Source organism: Nitrosomonas sp. Is79A3, assembly GCF_000219585.1.
GTDB lineage: Bacteria > Pseudomonadota > Gammaproteobacteria > Burkholderiales > Nitrosomonadaceae > Nitrosomonas.
In genome coordinates this window covers 1,289,328-1,312,171 of sequence record NC_015731.1, presented here as the reverse complement: position 1 = coordinate 1,312,171, position 22,844 = coordinate 1,289,328, and the positions used below count along the sequence as shown (strand labels likewise).

The following is a 22,844-nucleotide window of genomic DNA, read 5'->3' as shown; positions in this document are numbered from 1 at the left end:
CCTAAGGTAAGATGAGTTAATTAATTTTTTAATCTCGGAAAGCATATATATTTCTCCCTGCAGTTCTTTGAACTTTTTTCCCTGCAATCACATGCAAACCGGATTTTTTCAATTCCTTCATTACCTGGGAGTGCAACAATTCGCCATCCTTGGAATGCAAGGATCGAATTAGAATTGATAAATCACGTGTATCAAGAATCCTAGTCATTCCTTTAAGGGCCTCCAATTCCAAGCCGCTTATTGTCATGTGGATATGATTAATGTTATAGATCCCTAAATCAAACATAATATTGTCAAGCGTGTCTAATTCTATACTTTCGATGCCGATAAAATCATTTCCTGACAATCCGTCTTCTATTCGACGCCCGGCTAACTTATTAAAATCCGCTTTTCTTCCAACTTCAATGTTACCTGCTTCACGTCTGGAAGATACACCTTTCGCGACATACACAATATTATTGATACCCCAATTTAGATGAGTCTCTAAATTATACTTGATATTATCTAAGTATCGGGGAATGGCTTCAACCAACACCAGCTTACCTGTGGCGCCAACAGATTCCGACCATTCCATCACAGTATCAATTCTATGCACCCCCACTAGAACAACAATTTCTCCGGATTGGCATAACAAAGAAGGATGAAGTCCATCTTTTGCTTTTAAAAGCAGAGATCGTAGACTGCACTTCAACCCAGGAATAGGTGAATAAGAAATAACCATCTGCAATATACGACGCATCATCTGTTTAGAAATAGATTCAGTCATTAACACTCCCACAAATATCAGATCTCAATTCTCGATTATTTTAATAAAAATTGGCTCCGCGCGTCCTGCGCCAAGACCACGGGAATTACAAGTAAACGATGACATAGCCTATTTCTTTAAGGAATTTTTGCATAAGGCATATATTTAGTTTTTGCATCTAAACGACCGAGATTGTTACTTACTAAATGTGACCAATAGGCTGCCTGACCTAGCATCAGCATCATCAGGAACTGGATGGGAACAGAAGAGAAATGAAATTGCTTATAAGGCAAGGTAATGGCAAGCAACAATAGACCGGTTTCGCCCACTCTGAGGAGTAAACGATGAATTTCTGGAATAGCTTCATTTTTAGCGGAGCACCCCGAGGTTTGCGCACCAGACAGCAGTATAAGAAGAAAGGCCAGGTGTCCTAAGATACCCGTTTCCCATAGCAAAACAAGAGTGGAAGTATCGTTGATCGGATAAGAATATCGCTCTACCAATTCGCCCACACCAAATCTGCTGGCATAAGTTGCTGCCATGCCATAGCCGAACAGGCTATGGTGCACATCGCCACTTTTAACGTTGACATCCCACCACTTCACTAATTGAGCCACGCGTCCCAATCCTTGTGCAGTTTCATTCTCTGGATCTATCGCTCTTATTATTCGATCATAAGTTGAAATAGCCTGATTCATTCCGGCTGCAGGATTATTTTCATAGTGAATCTTTTCGTAGCCAAATAACAAACCGCCAACAAGTAGGATTGCACCGACCACAGCCACGATCGCTTCTATAGGTCGCTGCAATAGCTCTTTACGGTAATACAGGCCAATGACAACCGGAAGCAGCATAACTGATGCCTTGACTTCCGCTAGAGCTAACGCGCCAAGCCCCGACATTATGACCAAAGCCATCCATACTCCATGTAACTTACCTCCACGCCATAACGCAATGCCAAGCAGCATAGCAAGCAGCAACATGACAGCCATAGCGGCACTATCTCCACCACCCTCTATATTGCCATGAAATGTACCTATGACAGCATCCCAGGGAGAACTCCGTGCACTTTTTAGAGCCACGAAGAAATATTGATAAATTGCCATGGGAAATTGCAATATCGCTACAATCATAAGAGCTTTCCACAATTGCACCACCATCTCCTGGCGCACCAGTCCAAACATAAAAACCAGCATTATCGGCCACATGAGCAAATAGTGGCGAGATGCATTCACAAAATCCGCGAATTTAGGATCGGTGATGACAGTGGAGAAAGCTAATAGCAGAAGAAAGATACCAGGCCATAAAAGATTACTTGAGACTGTCGCCGACGAAATTCTGGTTTTGCTACGTAGCAAGTAAGACAGCACCGGCAACAATAATGCTGCACTCACCAAAACAGTTAGCCATTGAAGCTGCGTAAAACGTAAGAAATAGGCACTCGGCCCAGTAATCAGAAACGCCGCCCAAAATATTATCCAGACGGTCCAGCCCACGGGTGCAGAAAGAATAAAAAAAACTCCATACAGCCCCAGCAAAGCAAGTAGAAGATATAAATTACCAAACGCTGCAAGTATGCCGCTTAACACTGACAAAAATAAAATACTAATCAATATTAGAGCAATAGTTAACACCCCCGAACGGGGATTATTATTAGCCTTTAAAAAAGTCGATGCTTTCAAAATAATCAATTCGTTTTGTTAAGTAATATGGCTTTTATGTCATCGTCTATCAAACCAGACCAAGCAATAAGCGACATTTCCAGCCACCGGAATTATTGGCAACACAATATAAAATGGCAAATAAAATCGTTTCTATTACGCGTAATCGATATTTTCCGATCCACTTGTAAGACTATAGAATTCATTGCACGTCAACTACTCTTCAATTTAAAAGCTATACAAAGGGTTTCTGCGAATTTTGGCCGAAACCTGACTAATATATAATTGATCGGAAAGAATATTATCCATTTCCAGCCACGATAATACTGGTATGAATCATCTACGTAACGGACATCAATTACCTCAAAGTTGTATCGATCGAAAAGCTGCCGTATCACCTGCTCCGTAAACCAACAAGTGTGCTCTGAATTTGCACCGCTCTCTCCACGAAGAAGAACACTAATAAAGCGCAACGGATTGATCGGATTTGGAGTTGTCAGTATGAATACCCCATCAGGATTCAGATGCTCCTTTACGCGTTCTATGAACTTACCAAAGTTGTTCAGATGCTCAATCAAGTCTCCAGCGACAATCGCATCAAACTTCTCATCCAATTGCATCACTTCAACATCTGCGCAGACCACTTCATATCCTTTTTGCCTCAACTGTAAAACAGGTTGTTCCAAGTAGTCGACACCAACGACCCTTCGCGCTACCTTTTTAATCTCGCTATGAAGCCACCCTGGTTTTTCTGTTTCTTCAATTGAGTGCCGCACACATCCCAAATCCAATACGGATTTTCCTGTAACAAATCCAATCATCCAACCAATTCGCGGATCCATTAATTCCTCATTGTAAAGTTACAACATTATTTAAAGGCTTATAGCAGCACACAATCTCTCCGTAACGGCATACTGCTTTAATTCCACGATGCAAAAAGATCAATATTTCAATCGACTGCTCTTTTGTGGATGTATCAACACGTCAACAAACTCTGTATTTTATACTTCAGAAGTTCCTATTAATCTGACGCGTTTCTTAACATCAACTGCTGTTAACAAATCCTGTATAAAAATAGACTGGAGCTGATAGGCTTTGTCTTTATCATTATCTATGGAAGAAACACGCACCAACATACCGTCAGGCACCCGTCCGGTCAAACCATAACGCAATTGCTGTAATTTTTGATCGATGCCTGGCAAAACCGCTTTGTTGCCAACTGTAACCCAGTAAGTGATAGGTTCGTTACGATTACCTTTAATCGCTAACAAACGCTTTATCGGTAATTTTCCGTAGCTTGTAAGCAGTTCATCAGCAAAAATCTTCATTATCTCAAAACCCTGCGCGTAATAACATACTTCAGGTTTATGTACTGCCAGATTATCGCTCTGATCTCCACCATACGCCACAGAAAGCATAATACGCTCACCCAGAGTGTTAATATAGGTTCTCGATATCGTTTGGTTATATATCTTATCAAGCTGGGACTGTGTTTCTGCATCTACTTGGAGTGGTATAATAGAACTATCGATTTGCCAATTCCCAAATTGGGCAGGAATCAAAGCATCTAGATTTAGCATTTCCTGTTGATCTGCAATTTTAACAGTGGGAGTCAGGGCCATTGTTAAGGCACCTGATGACACCATCAATATACCTAAAATGATGCTGGTGATTAAAGACTTTTTCATTAATTCTCCTTAGTACAATATAAAATTTATCCGATACAAAAAACTCGTATCAATCAAAAATCACTAAAATTCTGAAAAAAGAATTGTTACAAAACTTACCAGATCTCTAAATCTTTAGATATTTCCCAACTTATTGACTACTTACTTGCAAATTGAGTGGCATTCATAGGCTGTGTCCTAACAAAATATTGCAGTATTGAATCTATTCCCAAAATAAGTATTAATGCGCTAATGAACAAAACCATTCCAGCAAATCCATGCAGAAAACCCTGTCCAGCGGCATCACCATAATGGAAAGTAATCAAGGTAAGAACGATAACGCGAATAACATTAGCAGTAAAAGAAATCGGTATGATAAGAATAGCCAATGTCACATTCCGGAATATTGAAGTATGGTGAACAAGATTCAGATAAAACAACCCCAATGCCTCCAAAGTCAGCAGTGTTTGGAGTCCAGCACAAGCATCAGCTACAAGAAGTTGATATTGTCCAATTTGCAAGATAACGCCATTACGTGCTATAGGATAATTTGCCCAAAATAAAATATTCTCGGCAGTATATGAAACCGCCATTTTCATAGGCATAGTAAGCAAACTAACTAACGTGCCTGGCAATGGAATCATAAACAACAAGAAGAAAATCGGAAACCACATAGCTTTCAGAGCACTGCTACCTCGTTTAATAAGCAAGACAGACGCCAGAACCAGAATAAAAGATCCCATTTCAAAAATTATTATCTGCTGAGAACGGCCGATAATATAAAGAAATAGAGCTATGAAAAAAAATATCCACCCCAGAACTGAGGTTGGTTTTCCTTCACTTCTTTTTATCATTTCTGGCCACTTGCGATAAATAAGCCAGAGCGAAAGGAATAGGATAATTGGGCCATGCGCTTGCTCTTCATTAGTCCACATCCCATTTGCAAGATTATAGAAAGTAGGTATATACAAAGCCAATAGCCCTAACAACACTGGCAACCAGTCTGCTATAACCTGCTTCTCAGTATGAAGTTTGTATGGAATAGTAAACATGTCTCTACCGATGATTAAAAAATCAGTCCATTAAAATGGAACCTATAACTTCGGCTCCACTGCATTTAAGTTGTTCATTCATAGTGCTTATATCATCCAAACGAGTATTATTTTTTTGTGCAACTATCAAAACCCCACTTGTACGAGCAGCGATAGCAAGTGCATCGGAACCACTCGTGAAAGCCACAGAATCGTAAAGAATAATATCAAACTGATTTGCAAGATGATCATTCAGTTCATCGAATGAAGTACGGTTAAGAAGCTCCAAAGGATTAGGTGGAAGTGTTCCTGCTGGCAAAACAGAAAGATCTATGAACGAATCAATTCTGGCAATCACCTCAGAAATATTAGCACGGCCGGCAAGGACATCAGATAAGCCTTGCTTATTTTTTAAATTAAAAATTTCATGTTGATGCGGATAACGCAAGTTCGCATCAACTAGCAATGTGCGCTCACCGAGTTGGGAAAATACTACAGCCAGATTAGCTATAAAAAGACTTACTTCATCGCCGGGATTATAACTAACGATTGTCAGCGCTTTACGTCCTGAAGTAAACCAACGTAACATCAACTGACTACGCACTGCACGAAAAACTTCTACTTGCGCACCGAATGGTTGATAAGCAACCACTAACCCTGGCGGATGATTCCCTTGCCCTGGCAACAGATAAGGGTAGTCAAATTGCTGTGCCAGCACTAACTGAATATCTGCCTCTGTAATCAAACCCAATTGAAGCGCAGCATCACCGAAACGTAGACCTCTCTCTTTTTGTAAGCGCAGTACACGTTCCGCTTCAACAGGTGTAATTTTCCCCATATCTAGCAGTATGTGTCCTATACTGAATTTTCTTAGGGGAGGTACATTGGTACTAATAGAGGCGGTGCCACTAAATTTCCTTGTTTCAGAGGAACCTTGAATGCTCATTTTCTTCTTCCTAATTTAATAAGCTTATATTGATTCATCGTAGCAAACGTAACCAACCTAATTGCAATCGGCCCTGTTGTTTGGGAACCCCTCGCTTTATAATACCAAGCACAGGAACTTGGAGTATATCGACCAAATCTTCTGCAGAACGCACACGCCGGTCAAGCATTTCGGCTAGCAAACCAACGCCTAATGCTAGAGCACTACCCAGAAATACTGATAGAATTATATTGAGCAATATTTTGGGACTGTCCGGTGTATCTGGAATTTTTGCTGTATCGAGTATAGAGACACTTGACAGATTAGATTGCCCCTCGAGACTTGTTTGATTTAAACGTTGCATTGCAGCATTATATGCCTGCTGAGCACCTTCAACATCTTTAACAAGAGGCAGGAGTTCGTCTCTCGCGCGATTAAGAGCCAATACTTTAGCTTTTTGCTCTTCAAGTGCCATGCGGATTCCACTTTCTTGATTGATAGCGGTATTTGTGACAACTCTTATGTGCTTATTCAGCTCAGCTCTCAGTTTTTCAACCTCTGCTTTTGCTCCCGCATAGCTGGGGTGATTACGCCCTAATTTCTGCGAAATCTCTGAAAAACTTGACTCAGCTTGCGTCAAACTAAACTTGAGATTATTAATCATTGGATTTCTACTAATACTATTTTTTTCACCATCGGAGCTATTGTTTTTCGCCCCAGATACTGCCCCCATTACTTCCGCTTGAGCAACTATCAATTGACTAGAGAGATCATTTAGCCGCTTTGTTTCAACATCAAGACGATAATCCACATCGACGATTCCTTGCTCATGTTGGAACTGAGATAGTTTTTTTTGTGCCACTTCTAGTCTGTCACCCAACACGTTAAGCTGCTCAGTAAAGTAGGCTGCTGCTCTTTGTGAGGGCTCAACTGTGAGGCGAATGCTCATCTCCTGATAGGCATTAGCAAATGCATTTGCAATGATAGAAGTAAACATAGGATCGGCACCCTTAAAGCCAATACCAATTACATTGCTATCTCGCGAGGTTTCAATATCCAAATTCTTAACTAGCCAGGCAGCCAACCAATCACGCAATCCCAGATTACTATTGCTACTCTCAAATTGCGCTTTTACTGCTTCACTCTGATCAAGCCTAAGTTGATCTATCACCATCAATGCAATCCTAGAGCTTTTAATGACATCTAACTGAGTTGCCATATAACTTGCATTTAACTGTGCGGGCATTATCACGCCCGTAACAGGATCAGCCCCCTTATTTGTAAGCACCAGAGTTGCTACCGACTTGTAATTTTTGGGCAATAACAGACTCACAACCAAAGTAGTCGCTACAGTCACAATAAGTGTAAGAAGGATAAGTTTGTGACGGGCTAATATAATAAGAAAGAATCGAGATAAATCCATGTGTAAATTCCAGTTTAAACCTAATCTAGTTACAATAGCTGCTTGATATAAAAATACTTAAACAGTTCCTGAACGAATATCAGAACAAGCTTTCTTTGATATAAAGCACATCGTCAGGCTCAACCAAATCACTGGATTTTACTGTTAACATCTGCAAATTACCCTCAGCATCGCGACGCTGAATCCGCAGACCGCGTTCAGTACCCCGTTGGGTCAATCCACCACCAACTGACAGTGCCTGTATAACCGTCATATTACGTTCAAGTCTATAAGTTCCAGGACGCTGAACTTCCCCGTAGATGTAAAAACGGAGAGCCCTCTCAACGTAGATAAGATCTTCACTGCGCACGTTCAAATTTCGAGTTAAATCACCGGAACGAACCATTTCTATAACATCAATGATTTCTTTATTAAATTTGCTCCCGTCCGAACGGATCAGAGTAACCAACTCTCCACCATCAGGAGTTATTCCTCCAGCCATGGCAAGAATATCAGTCAGACTACGCTTACCTTCGATCGGATAACGGCCTTGATTACGAACATAACCAAGTACAGATACCATTTGACTCTGTAGTGAACTGGTTAAGATATTTACTTGGGGTTTACGCAAAATATCACGACTTTCCAGTAGCTTTACTATCTTTCGTTCTGCAGCAGATGGAGTTAATCCATCAACTAATATCTCGCCCAACAGGGGAAAAGTTATACTCCCGGATTCGCTTACTCTCGCTTCAGTAGTGAGATCGGGCTGCCCATAGACAAATATTTTTAATGTATCACCGGGTCCCAATACACTTTCCCTACTATCACCGGCAACCACACTGCCAATACAAATCATCCAAAGTATTGGAAAGATCATCAGAAACTTCAGTTTTTTCATAACATATATCATTTGCCTACAATCCTTAAATCATAACGCGATAGGTTGATAAAGATAAAGCCTTTGAGCAAAAATTTACACTTATTTTATTCCCATGATACCACGCTCAATTGCCCCTTCTGAAACTGGCTCTTCTGTTAGATTTAAATTATTAGTAACATCAGAGGGAGGGGCCACTGTTGATTGAGCAACCGGCTTTTCCGCATTGGATATTGACGTTTTCGCATTAAGATATTCTATTTTTGCTGCCGCGCGCAAGCGAGCAACTTCTGCATCGGTTGCTTCCTTGTATTTTTGATTCATCAAAAATTTCTCAATCTGTGGTGCCGCAACAGCAGCTGTGATTGGACTATCCTTGATCGCATTGACGGAAATAAGCAAACTATTACCTTGCTCGTTGATAATAAAAATAGTGTCTTTACTTTTCTGCTGCATCATTGTCGCCATCTGAGCCGGCAGATCAGTGGTACTTCGCGACGCTAAATTACGGAGATACTGTACTTTATTTTTATCAAGCCACGCCACCACTTCGTCTAGAGACTTAGCTGCATCTATGATTTTTTTTAATTCATCGCCAAGGTCTTTAGTTGCAACGCGCACTATCGTTAAATCAAATTGCTTGCGTTGTGCAAAATATTCGGGATGTTTTTGGTAATAATCATCAATCTCAGCTTTGGATGGTTTAGCGACTTGAATCGCCCCGGGTTTTGAGGAGGCTCCAAATCTTGAGAGAATGGAGCGATGAACAAAACAAACAAATATTCCCCCGAAGTAAAAGAACGAGCAGTCCGCCTGGTGCAAGAGCATCGCAGTGAGTACCCTTCGCTGTGGGCGACGATAGAATCGATTGCGCCCAAGATCGGCTGCGCGCCGCCGACATTGCATGATTGGGTAAAGAAGCACGAGATCGACACAGGCCTACGAGATGGCATCACCAGTGAAGAGCGCGAACGCATCAAAGCACTGGAGCGTGAGGTCAAGGAATTACGTCGCGCCAATGAAATTCTGAAACTGGCCAGTGCTTTTTTCGCCCAGGCGGAGCTCGACCGCAAACTCAAATCCTGAGGTCGTTCATCGACCGGTATCGTGACACCCACGGGGTCGAGCCGATCTGCAAGGTATTGCAGGTCGCCCCGTCAGGGTATCGGCGTCACGCGGCCGAGCGGCGCAATCCGGCATTGCGTTGCACTCGTGCCCAACGCGATGAGGTTTTGATGCCAGAAATTCAGCGTGTGTGGCAGGCTAACCTGCAGGTGTATGGTGCCGACAAGGTATGGCGGCAACTTAAGCGCGAAGGAATGCAGGTAGCTCGCTGCACTGTTGAACGGCTCATGAAACGGTTGGGGCTGGAAGGTGTGCGGCGCGGCAAGGTTGTGCGAACCACGGTTCCGGACAAGGCGCTGCCGTGCCCGCTGGATCGCGTAAACCGGCAATTCAAGGCGGATCGCCCAAACCAGTTATGGGTGTCGGATTTCACCTATGTTTCCACCTGGCAGGGCTGGCTATATGTCGCGTTCGTCATCGACGTGTTTGCCCGGTGCATCGTGGGTTGGCGGGTCAGTTCCAGCATGCACACGGACTTCGTACTGGATGCGCTGGAGCAGGCTTTATACGCCCGGCAACCGGAGCTGGGTGCCTTGATTCACCACAGCGACCGGGGTTCCCAGTATGTCTCTATCCGTTATACGGAGCGGCTTGCCGAGGCTGGAATAGAACCGTCGGTTGGCAGTAAAGGAGATAGCTACGATAACGCACTAGCCGAAACGATCAACGGGCTTTACAAAGCTGAATTGATTCACAAGCAGGGGCCATGGAAAAACAGGGAATCCGTTGAATTGGCGACGTTGAACTGGGTGTTCTGGTTCAATCACCAGCGTTTGCTTGGACCCATCGGCTATATACCGCCGGCGGAAGCTGAGGCACAATACTACCGGCAGTTAGCCAACTTGGATTCTGCCAAAGTTACTTAAACCAAACAGCCTCCAGAGAACCCGGGGTGATTCAACTTTACTTACAATAGTTTGCATATATGCTTGTGAAATAATTTGAGCATTAGCTCTTTCACGCGCCTGCATGACATCGGGAGTCCGATCAAGTTTGTTACTTATAGCTTCGTCCATAATCAATTGACGAGCAATGAGTGATTCCAATAATTGTTTGCTAGCTGCTTCATACTGATCAGGGCGAATATTGGCACGTTTTATTTCATCATTAAGTTGAAGCATGGTAACTTCTTTGCCATTAACACTAACTAAGGCTTGTCCGGATTTTTTTTCTTTAGGTTCACTGTCGCAAGCTGTAAGAACTAAAACAAAAATACTCACAAACCCAATCAATGCCATCTGCCTATATGTTAATACCATAGTACTTTTCCCTTTATAGTTACAAATATATAATGAAGCAACTTTCAATGTGTCTTACATATCGCCACATTAAACACAAAATAAAATCAATAAGATCGAGCGATCATTCTCAAATTAGCTACGACAATTAAACTAGAAACTTTAACACTTAAAGTATTATCTCACAAAATACACCAATATCCATTACAAATCAAACATATATTAAACTGCAGAACCATATATTATAAAAGCTTATTACTCACTTACTGAGCCACCTATGAAGAAGAATTCTGAATAAGTAGATTATTTGCGCCTTATTTGACAATGAATTTCGTCATTTTGTTTCAGCGCAATTACTTCTACAGCAGGATAAAACTATAAATATTTGGACTATTTAAAGTTGATTCAGCTTCCAAAACTCTCTGCTAAAATGCATTTATAGCCAATAAATAATAGAGCAATAAGCTTAATATACTAAATATCAGTTTCATTTTAATGACATAACAATCAAATGATAAATTATCTCGAGAGGAAATTAATGATTAAAGCATATGCTGCATTTAAAGAGGGCGGAGAAATTCAACCCTTTGAATACGAGCCAGGATTATTGAGTACTCACGATGTTGAAATAGCGATTGAGCATTGTGGTATTTGTCATAGCGATCTGAGCATGCTACACAATGAGTGGGGAATTACTCAATATCCATTTGTACCAGGTCATGAAATTATTGGCACGATTGCAGCAAAAGGAGCACATGTGCAAAATTTTCAACTCGGGCAACGAGTCGGCCTTGGTTGGCACGCTGGCTATTGTATGATCTGCCATAGTTGCATGTCCGGCGATCACAATCTTTGCGCACAAGCGGAATCAACGATTGTTAGTCGTCATGGGGGATTTGCAGATAGAGTTCGCGCCAATGCTGCCAGCATTATTGCCCTACCGGATAGCATAAACGCACAAACTGCGGGACCTCTTTTCTGTGGTGGAATTACTGTTTTTAATCCTCTACTGCAATTCAATATTCAGCCTACTGCCAGAGTTGCGGTTATTGGCATAGGAGGTTTAGGGCATATTGCCTTACAATTTCTGAAAGCGTGGGGTTGTCAGGTAACTGCCTTTACATCCAGTGATGATAAAAAGAAAGAAGCACTGGCGTTAGGTGCACACAAAGTTCTGAATACGCGCAACCCAGCTGAACTTGGCGCTGCAAAAAACCAGTTTGACTTAATTTTATCGACAGTGAATGTGAAACTCGACTGGAATGCCTATATAGCGACCTTGCGCCCCAAAGGCCGTTTACATTTCTTAGGTGTAACCCTTGAATCTCTGGATATCAACGTATTCCCTTTAATTTCAAATCAGTGCTCAGTTTCAGGTTCACCTGTCGGTAGTCCAGCAAGTTTGAAAACGATGCTGAATTTTGTAGAACAACATGATATTGAACCAATCGTTGAAATATTTCGTTTTGATCAGATCAATGAAGCATTAGCAAGATTAGCAAGTGGTAAAGCGAAATATCGTATTGTCCTTAGCAATCATTAGTGCTATCTATCAGCGAAATAACGGTATGGGCAACACACATCAAAAATGAAATCACAAAATATTTTTTCTAAAACTCCTCAAAACTTGGAAAAAGAAGAGTTCTTTGAAATTCTTATCAAGAATGATGCGGTAACAATAGAAAAAATTATTTCAAAAGGCCATAAATCTCCAGAATCTGATTGGTATGATCAGGAAAAAAATGAGTGGGTTATGGTTTTAAAAGGAAAAGCTATATTATCTTTTGAAGACAAAACGTCAGTCCATCTTAATGAGGGGGATTTCATTAATATCCCCTCTCATAAGAAGCACAGAGTTGCATGGACAGATCCTGATAACGAAACTATCTGGCTTGCTGTTCATTATTGAGGCGCTGCCTGAATTGGAACCAACTACTTGGATAATAGAATCCGACTTATCCGAGCAACATGTAAACGGAGAAATTCAGCTGGTGAGTCGATATCACCATGACATGGCGCCGGCAATTATTTGGACGCTTGCCTGCCGTATTTCTGACGAAATTTCTCAACCCTACCAGCGGTATCTACAATCTTCTGTTTTCCCGTATAAAAGGGATGACAAAGAGAACACACCTCAATATTCAGAGGTTTATTCATGGTCGAGCGTGTATTAAAAACACTACCACAACTACAAGTTACCGTTATCTCCTGGTAATCTGGATGAATGTCTGCTTTCATTGCCAATATCCTCAATTATTCCATCCCTAAAGGGGAATTAAAAAACCGTGCATTATCCTTTAATGTACGTACCTGTGCAACTATCAATCGATAGGGCACCTCTAAAAATCCAAATTTAGTCACAATACTTTGATACTCACAAAAAATGTTTCCTTACATATCAGTTATATGCTGAGTCACAATTTTTTGCTCGCGCCTCGTTTTGTTTAGAATTTTGAATTTTTAGAAGCACCCTATACTTAGACACGTCTCATCGAATCAAAGAAATCAGAATTATTCTTGGTCGCCTTGATTTTATCCAGTAAAAATGCCATGGCATCCATATCATCCATTGGATGCAATAATTTACGTAATACCCAAATTTTTTGCAAAACCTCTGGAGGAATTAGTAATTCTTCTCGACGAGTGCCTGATCGATTCACATTGATCGCTGGATATATCCGTTTCTCAGCCATTTTCCGATCAAGATGGATCTCCATATTGCCAGTACCCTTAAATTCTTCATAAATCACATCATCCATACGTGATCCCGTATCGATCAATGCTGTTGCAATAATAGTCAGTGATCCGCCCTCTTCAACATTACGGGCAGCGCCAAAAAAACGTTTAGGCCGTTGCAGCGCGCTTGCATCTACGCCGCCAGTTAGTACTTTACCAGAAGCAGGCACCACCGTATTATAAGCGCGTGCCAGCCGCGTGATCGAATCGAGCAATATGACGACATCCTTCTTATGTTCTACCAAGCGCTTAGCTTTCTCAATCACCATATCAGCAACTTGCACGTGCCGCATGGCCGATTCATCAAAAGTGGAAGAAATTACCTCCCCCCTGACAGAGCGAATCATCTCCGTTACCTCTTCAGGACGCTCGTCAATCAGCAACACTATTAAAATCACATCAGGATAATTAGCTGCAATGGCATGTGCAATATGCTGCAACATTACGGTTTTACCTGATTTTGGGCTAGCAACCAGTAAACCGCGCTGACCTTTACCGATAGGCGCAATCAAATCAATAATTCGGCTTGTAATATTCTCTTCAGCCTTAATGTCACGCTCAAGAATAAGCCGTTCATCAGGAAATAGTGGCGTCAGATTCTCAAACAGGATTTTTTGTTTAGAATTCTCTGGAGGCTCGTTATTAACTTTATCAACTTTAACCAACGCAAAATAGCGCTCACCATCTTTAGGAGGACGAATCTCACCATCAATTGAATCGCCTGTATGCAAGTTAAAACGTCTGATTTGACTGGGTGAAATATAAATATCATCAGGACCCGCCAAATATGAGGTATCTGGAGAACGTAAAAAACCGAACCCATCCTGTAATACTTCCAGTGTTCCATGGCCATAAATATTTTCGCCTTTCCGCGCCTGATTTTTTAGCAATGCAAAAATCAGATCCTGCTTTCGCATTCGGTTAGCACCATCAATTTCATTTTCGATGGCCATTTTTACTAATTCAGTTACATGTAGGTTTTTTAGATCTGATAAACGCATGAAGAAGCTCGTGAAAAAAGAATACTTACTTAAAAGATAGTGACGCTGGAAGGAAAGTTGTTACGGACGGGATAATTAAATATAGGGCTGTGGTTTTTTTAAATCTGTATCACCCACAAATCAACTATTTATATAAGACTAGCGGGTTTAAATATGACTGTCAATAAATGCTGTTAATTGCGATTTTGATAATGCCCCGACTTTCGTCGCTTCAATATTTCCATTCTTAAATAACATCAATGTGGGAATACCGCGAATACCATATTTCGGTGGTGTTATCTGATTTTCATCGATATTCAGTTTGGCTACTTTAAGGCGCTCACCATATTCACCTGCAATTTCATCGAGTATTGGAGCTATCATCTTGCACGGACCACACCATTCCGCCCAGTAATCAACCAGCACGGGCGTTGTCGATTGCAAAACTTCCGCATCAAAATTAGCATCAGTAACGTAATGAATATGCTGACTCATATAATCCTCATTCAAATTATTCGGTTTTTAAGATTAGTAATCCCCAACATTATCTCAGAGATTGTTTTAAGGGATTATTTGGAATAAAGCTGTAAAAGAAAGGTATACACACTAATTTGCTATGCTATAGAAAAAATTGTTAAAAGGGAAGCATCATTTTTTTAAAAAATGCTCAGAAAAACAAATTGAGTAAAGTTTCTACACAAAATGAGTTCAAAACGACTGTCATAGCACTGACTGACGGAATGCAACAATATGATCAGCTTCAAGCTTGATGCCTATTTTCTCACCAATCACATGATTATGGTGGCTAGGCACCAACGCTAGTACCTTGGCTCCGCCAGAAAGACGCAATGTATATAAAATCTCTGCACCGCGAAATGCTTTATTAATAACTGTTGCCTGCAACGGACTGTTATCATCATGTACGATATCATCTGGACGCACTAACACATCTACTTTACAGCCATTATCGCAGTACTGCGGAATCTCGCCATTTAAAATTCCCAATTCGATCGCAACCTGCTGTGCACTAATAACTGTACCTGGAAGGAATACCCCTTGACCGACAAAATTTGCCACAAAACGATTTGCCGGACGATGATAAAGATTGAAAGCTGTATCCCATTGCTGAATTTCACCTTGCTGCATAACGCCAATCACATCGGCAATCGCAAATGCTTCCGCTTGATCATGGGTTACCAGAATAGCTGTAATCCCCTGATCCTTAAGAATCTCACGCACTTCCACGCTTAAGCGTTCACGCAAGCTGACATCCAGATTGGAAAAGGGTTCATCTAACAACAGCAACTCGGGTTTAGGTGCCAGTGCACGCGCAAGGGCTACCCGTTGTTGTTGACCACCTGATAATTCATGCGGATATTTGCCGGATACACTAACCAGTTGTACAACCTGCAACAACTCATCCACACGCCGTTCGCGTTCCGTTCTGGTTAATCGATGCAAACCAAAACCGATATTGGCAGCCACATCCAGATGTGGAAATAACGCGTAATCCTGAAAAACCATACCAATCCGTCTTTGTTCCGGCGGCACAAGAATATCTGCGCTACTCACACAAACACCATTGAGCAAAATTTCTCCTGCAGACACCGGCTCAAAACCAGCAATACACCGCAGTGCGGTAGTCTTACCACAACCACTGGGACCCAGCAAACAACCGATATTCCCTTTTTGTAATGCCAGTGATAAATCATGAATAACGACTTGCTCGCCATATGCTTGCCGGACATTGTTAAGTTGCAGCAGTGCGATACTCATCAATCTACTTCTCAGTTTGGCGCATAAACAAGAAAATCGGTATCAATCCAGCCAGCACTAGCGTCACAGCGGGCAAAGCCGCTTGCTCCCATTGTCCTTCCGAAGTCATCTCGAAAATCCGGACAGCCAGTGTATCCCAACCGAATGGACGCGTCATCAGTGTGATCGGCATCTCTTTCATGACATCGACGAACACTAAGGTGGCAGCCGTATAAATACCCGGCTTCAACATCGGAATATGCACCTTCCTTATCATTGCCCAACCATGCATCCCAAGGCTCATTGCCGCCTCATCGATACTATGTGTAATACGTTGCATGGCGCCATCGATGGGATAGTGACTGACCGCCATAAACCGTATCAAATAGGCAATCAGCATAGTGATCAATGTTCCTTGTATCAACTGCCCCGTTTCGATCTGAAACCAGCGCAAAGCTAATTCGCTGAGCTGCCCATCCAGCCATGCCAGCGGTACATACACACCAATCGCCAAAATTGTACCGGGCAATGCATAGCCTATCGTTGCTGTTCGTACTGCATACCGCGTAGCTGGGCCCGGATAGCGCCGTGAAGCATAAACCATAGTAATCACAACCAGGCAAATCAACAAAGCTGCCAAACCCGACAATGATAATGAATGCCAGAGAAATTCTAAGTACCGGGCTACGTCATAATCTGGTGTAAACGACTGTATGGCCCAAATACATAATTGTGTAACCGGCAACAAAAATGCCAATAACAATACACACAGAACAAAACCCGTAACCGCCCAATTATGCCAGCCCATAAGCTGAATACGCTGCGCCCGCTCAGTTCTTTTATTTTCAGCATAACGCATACGCGACCTGAATTGCTGTTCCAGAACAATCACGACGAAAACAATAACAATCAGCAACGAAGCCAACTGAGAAGCCGCATGCAACGAAAACATACTGAACCATGCCTTGTAAATGGCTGTCGTAAATGTATTGTAGTTAAACACTGCGACCGTGCCGAAATCCGCCAATGTTTCCATCAATACCAGCATGATACCCCCGGCTATCCAGGGACGCGCCATCGGCAACACCACTTTAAAGAAGCCTTGTTTGCGGTTAAATCCGAGGGATTGCGCTACTTCCAGCGATCGTTTTCCCTGACTCAAGAAAGCATTCCGTGCCAGTAAATACACATAAGGATAAAAAGCCAGGGTCATAACAATGATGACCCCTGCCCTGTTTCGTATATCCGGGAACCAGGATAAATCGGAATCCAGCCATGCACGCAGTGTGGTTTGTATAGGACCGGTAAAATCAAACAGGCCCAATGCAACAAATGCCGTCACATAAGCAGGTATCGCCAGTGGTAACAACAAAGCCCAGGAAAAAAAGCGGCGGCCGGGAAATTCATAGACAGCCGTAAACCAAGCCAGACTGATACCCAGCAATGCGGTACCAACGATCACACCCAATGCAAGCCAAAGCGTATTGATGAGCAAAAGAGGTAGCGTGGTTTCCACCAGGTGTTGCCAAATATCACTGGCAGGCGCAAAAAAAGATGAAACAATCACACCGACAGGCGCCAGCACCAACGCAGCAGCTATAAAAGGAACCAAACGCCAGAAGCTCATAAGCAATGAGGGATTGAATAATGCAGAAAAATTCCCGGTTGAAGAGATTCTATTTTTTACCAACCTATGCGGTCTGCATCGTTCTTTGCATTCAACCTGATTTTTTACCGGTAACCCGCACGATCCATCAATTTCACAGCGGTTGTCTGTAATTCACCGGCTTTAACCAAATTCATTGGATTTTGCTTAAAACTGCCCCAGGCCGCAACAAATGGATCCACGCTAATTCTTGGATTGGCTGGATACTCCATATTTACATCAGCAAAAAGATTTTGTGCTTTATCGGATGATAGAAATTCCAGTAATTTGATGGCAGCTTGCTCATTGCGATTGTAACGCGTAATCCCTGCACCTGAAATATTGACATGCACGCCGCTGTTATTCTGGTTTGGCCAAAAAATTGCCAACGGCAAGTTGGGATCTTTCTGCATTAAACGGCCAAAGTAATAGGTATTGACCAAAGTCACATCACATTTACCGGCCGCAACAAATTCCAAAGCCCGGGTGTCATCCGACAACGGATCTGTTGCCAAGTTGGCCACCCAGCCTCTGACAATTTTCTCCGCTTCAGTTTCACCGTGTTCCGCAATCAACATCGCTACCAGAGATTGGTTATACACTTTCTTGGAGGTGCGCAAGCATAACCGTTTGTTCCATTTGGAATCAGCCAGATCTTCGTACGTGGAGAGCTCGGAAGGATTTACTTTTTTTGTGTTATAAATTAATGTGCGTGCGCGTATTGACAAGCCAAACCATTCATTACCGGGATCCCGCAAATGCACCGGAATATTGTTCTCCAGCACCTCTGATTTGATAGGTTTCAGCAATCCTGCCCGCGCCGCCGCCCAAAGGTTACCGGCATCCGCCGTTATCAGCATATCAGCCGGAGTATTTTTTCCCTCTGCTTCCAATCGAGCAAGCAAAGCGCCTTCATTGTCCGTTGTATATTTGACCTTAATCCCGGTTTCCTTGGTAAAAGCGTCAAACATCGGTTTAATCAGTTGCTCAATCCGTGCAGAATAAACCACCACTTCTTCGGCATGTGCTGAGTGCGCGACAAACAAAGAGAAAAGAAAAGAAACTGCGACAACAAAACGGCTTGCGTTAAATCTTGGCATGACAAAACTTCCAGGCAAAAATGTTCATAGGCTCAATGCATCATTCTTGTTTACTATATTATGAATACGAATAATTATCAATTAAATATCGCAGGCTCAGGATCTTACGATTACAACTATTTTTCAATCACTGGCTGAGGCCATAAATCCAAATCTTTGCGTCCCACCAGTGGCAATCTGATTGCTGGCGAGTTCCAATTAGCACCAAACGACAGACCTAACAGATTGAATTCAATGCCTTCAACAGCGCTGACCAGAACACCCAACAAACCAAAAAATGAAATCTGAAAGCCGCTGCCACTCGGTGCTTGCGAAATCAACCGATAGCCCAGATAATCCTTACCGATCGCCGTTGGCGGCAGATCAAGCTGAAGTTCCGGTACCGACCGCGAAACCCAAGCCGTAAACGTATTGGAATTGGGTCCCGGCCAAATCGTATACTCTTTCGCATAGGGATAATTCCGTGCCGCTTGATCAATTTTCTCAATCAGTGCATCCACGCCATCACCGCGTTTCTCCAGCAATATTTCAGGCATATTGCCGTACCAGCGCCTATCGGGCACATTCTCGTAAATCACTAATACCGGCATTCTCCTGCGTTGCAACCATCCGATTACTTCATAGATGGTATAGAACTTTGCTTGAGCGGGTTTCACGGCGATCCAGGTATGGATTCCCAAATAACCCCGCCAGCCATAAGCACGCGCACCATAGATCTGAATAATCGCTTCCGGCGTTGCAACAGGATCAGGCGCCAACCCAACCGGTTCACGGCTGGCATTCCACCAGTATTGCGCCTGCGCACGATCAGGAATAACCGCTAATACGATGAAACTAAGTAAAAGAAGAAAGGGAAATACAAATTGCTTTATAAACATTTCTTAGTCTATCCGCTATTCGCAAAATTAAAATCACGCAATTCGTCTTCTGATTTGATCCAACCCATGCGCACTACCGCCCGGAACGTTTACCCAGCATCTCCGGCAAATCCCGCAGAAACCGTCCGGCACCGGCCATCTGTCGACGCAACATGACCCAATCTTCGGCGCGTTTTCTGGCATCCAGACAACGTATCAGACGCGCTCTGAGCGCTTCATCCTGATGACTCAATATGCCTGCCCACAGCGTGTCATCCACGTTATACACTTTTCCTTCCAGCAGACAAACTGGAATGACCTGCTCAACCGGTACAGCCAAATCAGTAGCGATGGCCCGCACTGCAGCAGTGATGTTGACTGCCTTGATATCCTGCCGATTTGTCAAATCGTAAGGGGGATGCCATTCATTTACTGGCCGCAAGCGATCGATAAAATTGGCAACAACCAGCAATGGCGGGGAGCGGCGATCCATTCGCGCAGCCAGGAATGCACGCAAAGTATCGATGCAGTTACGCTCAGTCTGCCGATCGGGACGATTAGCCGGGCTAATCCATAAAATCAAATCGGCATTCCCGGCTGCCGTCAACATTTGCTTATCGTCAAAAAAAGGGCTGTCACATCCCGGGCTATCGAAGATCAATGCCTGGGTTAGCCCTTCACGTGACAAAATGAATGGTTGAAGTGCTTGGGTCGTATCAGGCAATACATCCGTGGTGGTTGTGAGTTTCCCAAACAAGGCATTGATCAAACTGGATTTACCCGCATTGGACCGTCCAAGAACAAGAATACGCAATGGCTCAACAGTTGACTTTGCCTTTTCCTCAACTTGTTCTAGGTCTGCCTGGGATTCCGGTGTTGGTGATGTTGTAGGCTCTTCGTCGCCCAGCGGTAGACGGCCGCTATACAGATCAATCGCGTAATAGCCGACCTTGCAGATATAGGCACGCAAAAACCAGCTATGCAATTCATTCCTGGCCTGATCAAAACTGCGTTCGCGCAAATGCCGCCACGCTTCACTAAGCAAAGCATTGACCGGATTGAAAATGACGCTGCCTGCCCGGTAGATATTCACTATTTGTTCTGCCTTGGCCTTCCAGCGCTGTATCCGGAACAAATCACCGATAGTCAGGCGATTGCTAAATGGTATTTTTTCAGCGACATCCCGGCGCAAATCACGGCTCGCGCGTTCGATAATCAATAAGGTATGCGGCACAGTCAGTTCAAGCAGCGGCTTTTCAACATTCGGGTGATAACAATGCGCAACGGTTTGCAGTGCTTTCTGCCCCAGTTCCAGCACCCATGTGCCGTCTTCAAGCGGCCAATCCTCTGGATTACAGGTTTCCGCCAATGCTTCGACTTTTCGCCACACGACTTCCGCACTCGGCGGCCAATCCGGGTTAGGCTCGGTAACCGTATCCGTTAGTAATTGTCGTTCACGCCGCACCAGCCACTGCTGCAAACCGTAACCCAGACCGCCGCATACCACCATCGCAATCAACCAAATCTGTAAATTGCCGCTCTGCCACAACCACAACACCCCAAAGCCAAGCAACGCCAACACGGGCAATATCAGCAGAATGAGTACCAATAATCGTAGCGGATCAACGACTGGAAGTGGCGCTTTCATCCTGGTTTACCCCGCAAACGTTCCTTAAGTAGCGATGCCCCACGCTCCAGCTCATCCGCATAGATGCGGCGCAATGCCTCAGGATCGACATTCAAACCATCCTTGCGCCGGATAAAGAAATAGATCGCTGCCTTGCCTAATGCATACGTAGTCGCACCACTGGAACTGGCACCCCACACTGCACCCACCGTTTGCCCCCAGAAAGGAATCACCTTAACCACCGCCCGGCTGAGCAACCGTATCATATAACTGGACGCAATCCCCGCACCCATCAACCCCAAAAATTCTGTCATAGTGCTTTTATCCCAGCGCTGCCCGTATAAGATAGCCAGGCTATGCAAGAGTTTGGCCTGAACCGCCGACACTGCAACCAGGTCCACCACCGGCAAAGCACCCAAGCCTGCCGCTGCAAGCGCATAACCCGAAATTTGCTGGTGCGCAGCACGTGCATACAGGTCATGCACTTCTTTATCACCGCTGAGTTGCTGTTGCAAACCTAACGGCAAAAGTGACTCAATCGCTTGCCACAAGGCTTCTAAACCATAATCCGGCGGGTCAAACCCATCTTCAGGCAACGTCAAATCGACCGCTACCCAGCGCGACGGGGAAAATCCAGGTAATTGCTTTAAAGTATCCCGTTGCGCCAGCAAAGCGCGGCGCAAATCGAGCGGAATAGTTTCCGGTAAGGGATCCTCGGCATACGGCCACGGATGCAAATGTCCGAATTGATCAGGATAAAGCTCGTGCAAACCGGTCTGCACAATCAGCAAAGGCCATTCGGGATGGCGCTGACGAATGGTATGCAGCACGTCAAACACCGCAATCTGATTGATATCAGCCACTTTCATCACAGCAACCAGCAAATGCGCCTGAGACTCGCAATACTGCATATCGTCACCGGGATCATATGAAATCTCACCCAGACCGCGCGTATCCAGAAACCGGATAACCGGCACTTCAGCCGGGAAATCATAAAAACGGGAACTGCGCGTGCACGGCTGGAAACCATTACCGATCTCAGCGGTTTCGCTACCGGTCAACGCTCGGATAATCGAAGTTTTGCCAGATTGTGTCTTACCCAGCAGCCATAGTACGGGAACCGGCATCTTCGCGCGTGCCTCGCGCAACGATGCTTCCAGCAATGTTTTGTCAACACCGGGTTCGAGCAGCGCCGTGCGGAGTTGCTCCCAGTATTCTGTCCAGTTTTTTAGATCGCTCAGTTTCATCAGACTGCCATCTTATCATCAGTGTAAAACAGATTTAAGTTTGAGACCGTATATTGATTCAAGACAATTTCAATTGTCCGGGTGCTTTCAACGGAATAAAGGGCATAAAGCACCTTATTACAACATTATGTTAGGATTAGTGCACTGTTACGATAAAAGGAGAAATTCATCGCCAGTATCAAATGTTACGCTTGAAATTAAAAGCCAAATCTTAATCAAAGGG

The 22,844-nt window shown here is 43.6% G+C and carries 22 protein-coding genes and 1 other annotated feature; of the genes, 3 read left to right on the top strand and 19 right to left on the bottom strand.

Annotation, left to right across the window (positions count from 1 at the left end):
* Positions 1–28 precede the first annotated feature (28 nt).
* The 9 genes from NIT79A3_RS05915 to NIT79A3_RS05875 all read right to left on the bottom strand — a co-directional run bounded on the left by NIT79A3_RS05915 (position 29) and on the right by NIT79A3_RS05875 (position 9,139).
* Positions 29–766: a hypothetical protein gene (locus tag NIT79A3_RS05915; RefSeq protein ID WP_013965327.1), complete on the bottom strand. Its 738-nt coding sequence runs from the start codon at positions 764–766 to the stop codon at positions 29–31.
* A 116-nt stretch (positions 767–882) separates the two neighbouring features.
* Positions 883–2,436, bottom strand: a complete 1,554-nt coding sequence (locus NIT79A3_RS05910; RefSeq protein WP_013965326.1) for a hypothetical protein — start codon at positions 2,434–2,436, stop codon at positions 883–885.
* A 182-nt stretch (positions 2,437–2,618) separates the two neighbouring features.
* The gene (locus NIT79A3_RS05905) at positions 2,619–3,248 is read right to left on the bottom strand and encodes a class I SAM-dependent methyltransferase (protein WP_013965325.1); all 630 of its coding nucleotides are present in this window, start codon (positions 3,246–3,248) and stop codon (positions 2,619–2,621) included.
* Between the two features lie 159 nt (positions 3,249–3,407).
* Positions 3,408–4,094, bottom strand: coding sequence for an exosortase-associated protein EpsI, B-type (gene epsI, locus NIT79A3_RS05900; protein ID WP_013965324.1), 687 nt, complete (start codon positions 4,092–4,094; stop codon positions 3,408–3,410).
* Between the two features lie 137 nt (positions 4,095–4,231).
* Positions 4,232–5,125, bottom strand: coding sequence for an exosortase B (xrtB, locus tag NIT79A3_RS05895; protein WP_013965323.1), 894 nt, complete (start codon positions 5,123–5,125; stop codon positions 4,232–4,234).
* Between the two features lie 22 nt (positions 5,126–5,147).
* Positions 5,148–6,050, bottom strand: a complete 903-nt coding sequence (gene epsG, locus NIT79A3_RS05890) for a chain length determinant protein tyrosine kinase EpsG (protein WP_013965322.1) — start codon at positions 6,048–6,050, stop codon at positions 5,148–5,150.
* Between the two features lie 34 nt (positions 6,051–6,084).
* Complete coding sequence (epsF, locus tag NIT79A3_RS05885; RefSeq protein ID WP_013965321.1) at positions 6,085–7,452, bottom strand: chain length determinant protein EpsF; 1,368 nt, start codon at positions 7,450–7,452, stop codon at positions 6,085–6,087.
* A gap of 79 nt (positions 7,453–7,531) precedes the next feature.
* Positions 7,532–8,332: a polysaccharide export protein EpsE gene (gene epsE / locus NIT79A3_RS05880; RefSeq protein WP_041360182.1), complete on the bottom strand. Its 801-nt coding sequence runs from the start codon at positions 8,330–8,332 to the stop codon at positions 7,532–7,534.
* Between the two features lie 81 nt (positions 8,333–8,413).
* Positions 8,414–9,139, bottom strand: a complete 726-nt coding sequence (locus NIT79A3_RS05875) for a peptidyl-prolyl cis-trans isomerase (RefSeq protein WP_156797027.1) — start codon at positions 9,137–9,139, stop codon at positions 8,414–8,416.
* Between NIT79A3_RS05875 and NIT79A3_RS05865 the strand changes: the two genes are divergently transcribed.
* Positions 9,074–10,302, top strand: a protein-coding gene (locus NIT79A3_RS05865) for an IS3 family transposase (protein ID WP_156796972.1) whose coding sequence is annotated in 2 segments (ribosomal slippage) — positions 9,074–9,362 and positions 9,362–10,302 — 1,230 coding nt in all. Because the reading frame shifts where the segments join, the coding sequence is not laid out codon by codon here. The two genes, NIT79A3_RS05875 and NIT79A3_RS05865, sit on opposite strands and share 66 nt — an antisense overlap.
* Positions 9,352–9,468: a sequence feature (AL1L pseudoknot), on the top strand. (Overlaps the previous gene by 117 nt.)
* Here NIT79A3_RS05865 and NIT79A3_RS05860 read toward each other — a convergent pair.
* Positions 10,270–10,695, bottom strand: coding sequence for a hypothetical protein (locus tag NIT79A3_RS05860; protein ID WP_198009395.1), 426 nt, complete (start codon positions 10,693–10,695; stop codon positions 10,270–10,272). The genes NIT79A3_RS05865 and NIT79A3_RS05860 overlap by 33 nt on opposite strands.
* Positions 10,696–11,212: 517 nt before the next feature.
* Here NIT79A3_RS05860 and NIT79A3_RS05855 point away from each other — a divergent pair.
* Together NIT79A3_RS05855 and NIT79A3_RS05850 are read left to right on the top strand one after the other, a co-directional pair.
* Positions 11,213–12,217, top strand: a complete 1,005-nt coding sequence (locus NIT79A3_RS05855; RefSeq protein WP_013965319.1) for an NAD(P)-dependent alcohol dehydrogenase — start codon at positions 11,213–11,215, stop codon at positions 12,215–12,217.
* A gap of 45 nt (positions 12,218–12,262) precedes the next feature.
* Positions 12,263–12,583: a cupin domain-containing protein gene (locus tag NIT79A3_RS05850; protein ID WP_013965318.1), complete on the top strand. Its 321-nt coding sequence runs from the start codon at positions 12,263–12,265 to the stop codon at positions 12,581–12,583.
* A gap of 116 nt (positions 12,584–12,699) precedes the next feature.
* Here NIT79A3_RS05850 and rpmE read toward each other — a convergent pair whose 3' ends face one another.
* The 9 genes from rpmE to NIT79A3_RS05810 form a co-directional block, all read right to left on the bottom strand.
* Positions 12,700–12,912 (bottom strand): 50S ribosomal protein L31, encoded by a 213-nt coding sequence (gene rpmE / locus NIT79A3_RS18185; protein ID WP_013965317.1) that lies wholly within the window; start codon positions 12,910–12,912, stop codon positions 12,700–12,702.
* A 239-nt stretch (positions 12,913–13,151) separates the two neighbouring features.
* A complete protein-coding gene (gene rho, locus NIT79A3_RS05845; protein ID WP_013965316.1) occupies positions 13,152–14,411 on the bottom strand; it encodes a transcription termination factor Rho in 1,260 nt (419 codons plus the stop codon).
* Between the two features lie 147 nt (positions 14,412–14,558).
* Positions 14,559–14,885 (bottom strand): thioredoxin TrxA, encoded by a 327-nt coding sequence (gene trxA / locus NIT79A3_RS05840; protein WP_013965315.1) that lies wholly within the window; start codon positions 14,883–14,885, stop codon positions 14,559–14,561.
* A gap of 225 nt (positions 14,886–15,110) precedes the next feature.
* Entirely contained in the window at positions 15,111–16,160 is a 1,050-nt protein-coding gene (locus NIT79A3_RS05835) for an ABC transporter ATP-binding protein (RefSeq protein WP_049785410.1), read from the bottom strand.
* A 10-nt stretch (positions 16,161–16,170) separates the two neighbouring features.
* Entirely contained in the window at positions 16,171–17,772 is a 1,602-nt protein-coding gene (locus tag NIT79A3_RS05830) for an iron ABC transporter permease (RefSeq protein WP_013965313.1), read from the bottom strand.
* Between the two features lie 104 nt (positions 17,773–17,876).
* Entirely contained in the window at positions 17,877–18,890 is a 1,014-nt protein-coding gene (locus tag NIT79A3_RS05825; RefSeq protein WP_013965312.1) for a Fe(3+) ABC transporter substrate-binding protein, read from the bottom strand.
* A gap of 116 nt (positions 18,891–19,006) precedes the next feature.
* Positions 19,007–19,768 (bottom strand): DUF3750 domain-containing protein, encoded by a 762-nt coding sequence (locus tag NIT79A3_RS05820; protein ID WP_013965311.1) that lies wholly within the window; start codon positions 19,766–19,768, stop codon positions 19,007–19,009.
* Between the two features lie 73 nt (positions 19,769–19,841).
* A complete protein-coding gene (locus NIT79A3_RS05815) occupies positions 19,842–21,395 on the bottom strand; it encodes a GTPase (protein ID WP_013965310.1) in 1,554 nt (517 codons plus the stop codon).
* Entirely contained in the window at positions 21,392–22,621 is a 1,230-nt protein-coding gene (locus tag NIT79A3_RS05810) for a GTP-binding DUF697 domain-containing protein (protein WP_013965309.1), read from the bottom strand. Before NIT79A3_RS05810 ends, NIT79A3_RS05815 begins: the two co-directional genes overlap by 4 nt.
* Positions 22,622–22,844: the final 223 nt, after the last annotated feature.

Bases quoted from the DNA above. Each gene is read 5' to 3' on its own strand.
- NIT79A3_RS05850 (WP_013965318.1), top strand. From the start codon at position 12,263: ATGAAATCACAAAATATTTTTTCTAAAACTCCTCAAAACTTGGAAAAA.
- rpmE (WP_013965317.1), bottom strand. From the start codon at position 12,912: ATGAAAGCAGACATTCATCCAGATTACCAGGAGATAACGGTAACTTGT.
- trxA (WP_013965315.1), bottom strand. From the start codon at position 14,885: ATGAGTCAGCATATTCATTACGTTACTGATGCTAATTTTGATGCGGAA.
- NIT79A3_RS05820 (WP_013965311.1), bottom strand. From the start codon at position 19,768: ATGTTTATAAAGCAATTTGTATTTCCCTTTCTTCTTTTACTTAGTTTC.
- epsE (WP_041360182.1), bottom strand. From the start codon at position 8,332: ATGAAAAAACTGAAGTTTCTGATGATCTTTCCAATACTTTGGATGATT.
- NIT79A3_RS05815 (WP_013965310.1), bottom strand. From the start codon at position 21,395: ATGAAAGCGCCACTTCCAGTCGTTGATCCGCTACGATTATTGGTACTC.
- NIT79A3_RS05825 (WP_013965312.1), bottom strand. From the start codon at position 18,890: ATGCCAAGATTTAACGCAAGCCGTTTTGTTGTCGCAGTTTCTTTTCTT.
- epsF (WP_013965321.1), bottom strand. From the start codon at position 7,452: ATGGATTTATCTCGATTCTTTCTTATTATATTAGCCCGTCACAAACTT.
- xrtB (WP_013965323.1), bottom strand. From the start codon at position 5,125: ATGTTTACTATTCCATACAAACTTCATACTGAGAAGCAGGTTATAGCA.
- NIT79A3_RS05915 (WP_013965327.1), bottom strand. From the start codon at position 766: ATGACTGAATCTATTTCTAAACAGATGATGCGTCGTATATTGCAGATG.
- NIT79A3_RS05855 (WP_013965319.1), top strand. From the start codon at position 11,213: ATGATTAAAGCATATGCTGCATTTAAAGAGGGCGGAGAAATTCAACCC.
- NIT79A3_RS05830 (WP_013965313.1), bottom strand. From the start codon at position 17,772: ATGAGCTTCTGGCGTTTGGTTCCTTTTATAGCTGCTGCGTTGGTGCTG.
- NIT79A3_RS05810 (WP_013965309.1), bottom strand. From the start codon at position 22,621: ATGAAACTGAGCGATCTAAAAAACTGGACAGAATACTGGGAGCAACTC.
- NIT79A3_RS05860 (WP_198009395.1), bottom strand. From the start codon at position 10,695: ATGGTATTAACATATAGGCAGATGGCATTGATTGGGTTTGTGAGTATT.
- NIT79A3_RS05875 (WP_156797027.1), bottom strand. From the start codon at position 9,139: ATGCTCTTGCACCAGGCGGACTGCTCGTTCTTTTACTTCGGGGGAATA.
- NIT79A3_RS05905 (WP_013965325.1), bottom strand. From the start codon at position 3,248: ATGGATCCGCGAATTGGTTGGATGATTGGATTTGTTACAGGAAAATCC.
- rho (WP_013965316.1), bottom strand. From the start codon at position 14,411: ATGCGTTTATCAGATCTAAAAAACCTACATGTAACTGAATTAGTAAAA.
- epsG (WP_013965322.1), bottom strand. From the start codon at position 6,050: ATGAGCATTCAAGGTTCCTCTGAAACAAGGAAATTTAGTGGCACCGCC.
- epsI (WP_013965324.1), bottom strand. From the start codon at position 4,094: ATGAAAAAGTCTTTAATCACCAGCATCATTTTAGGTATATTGATGGTG.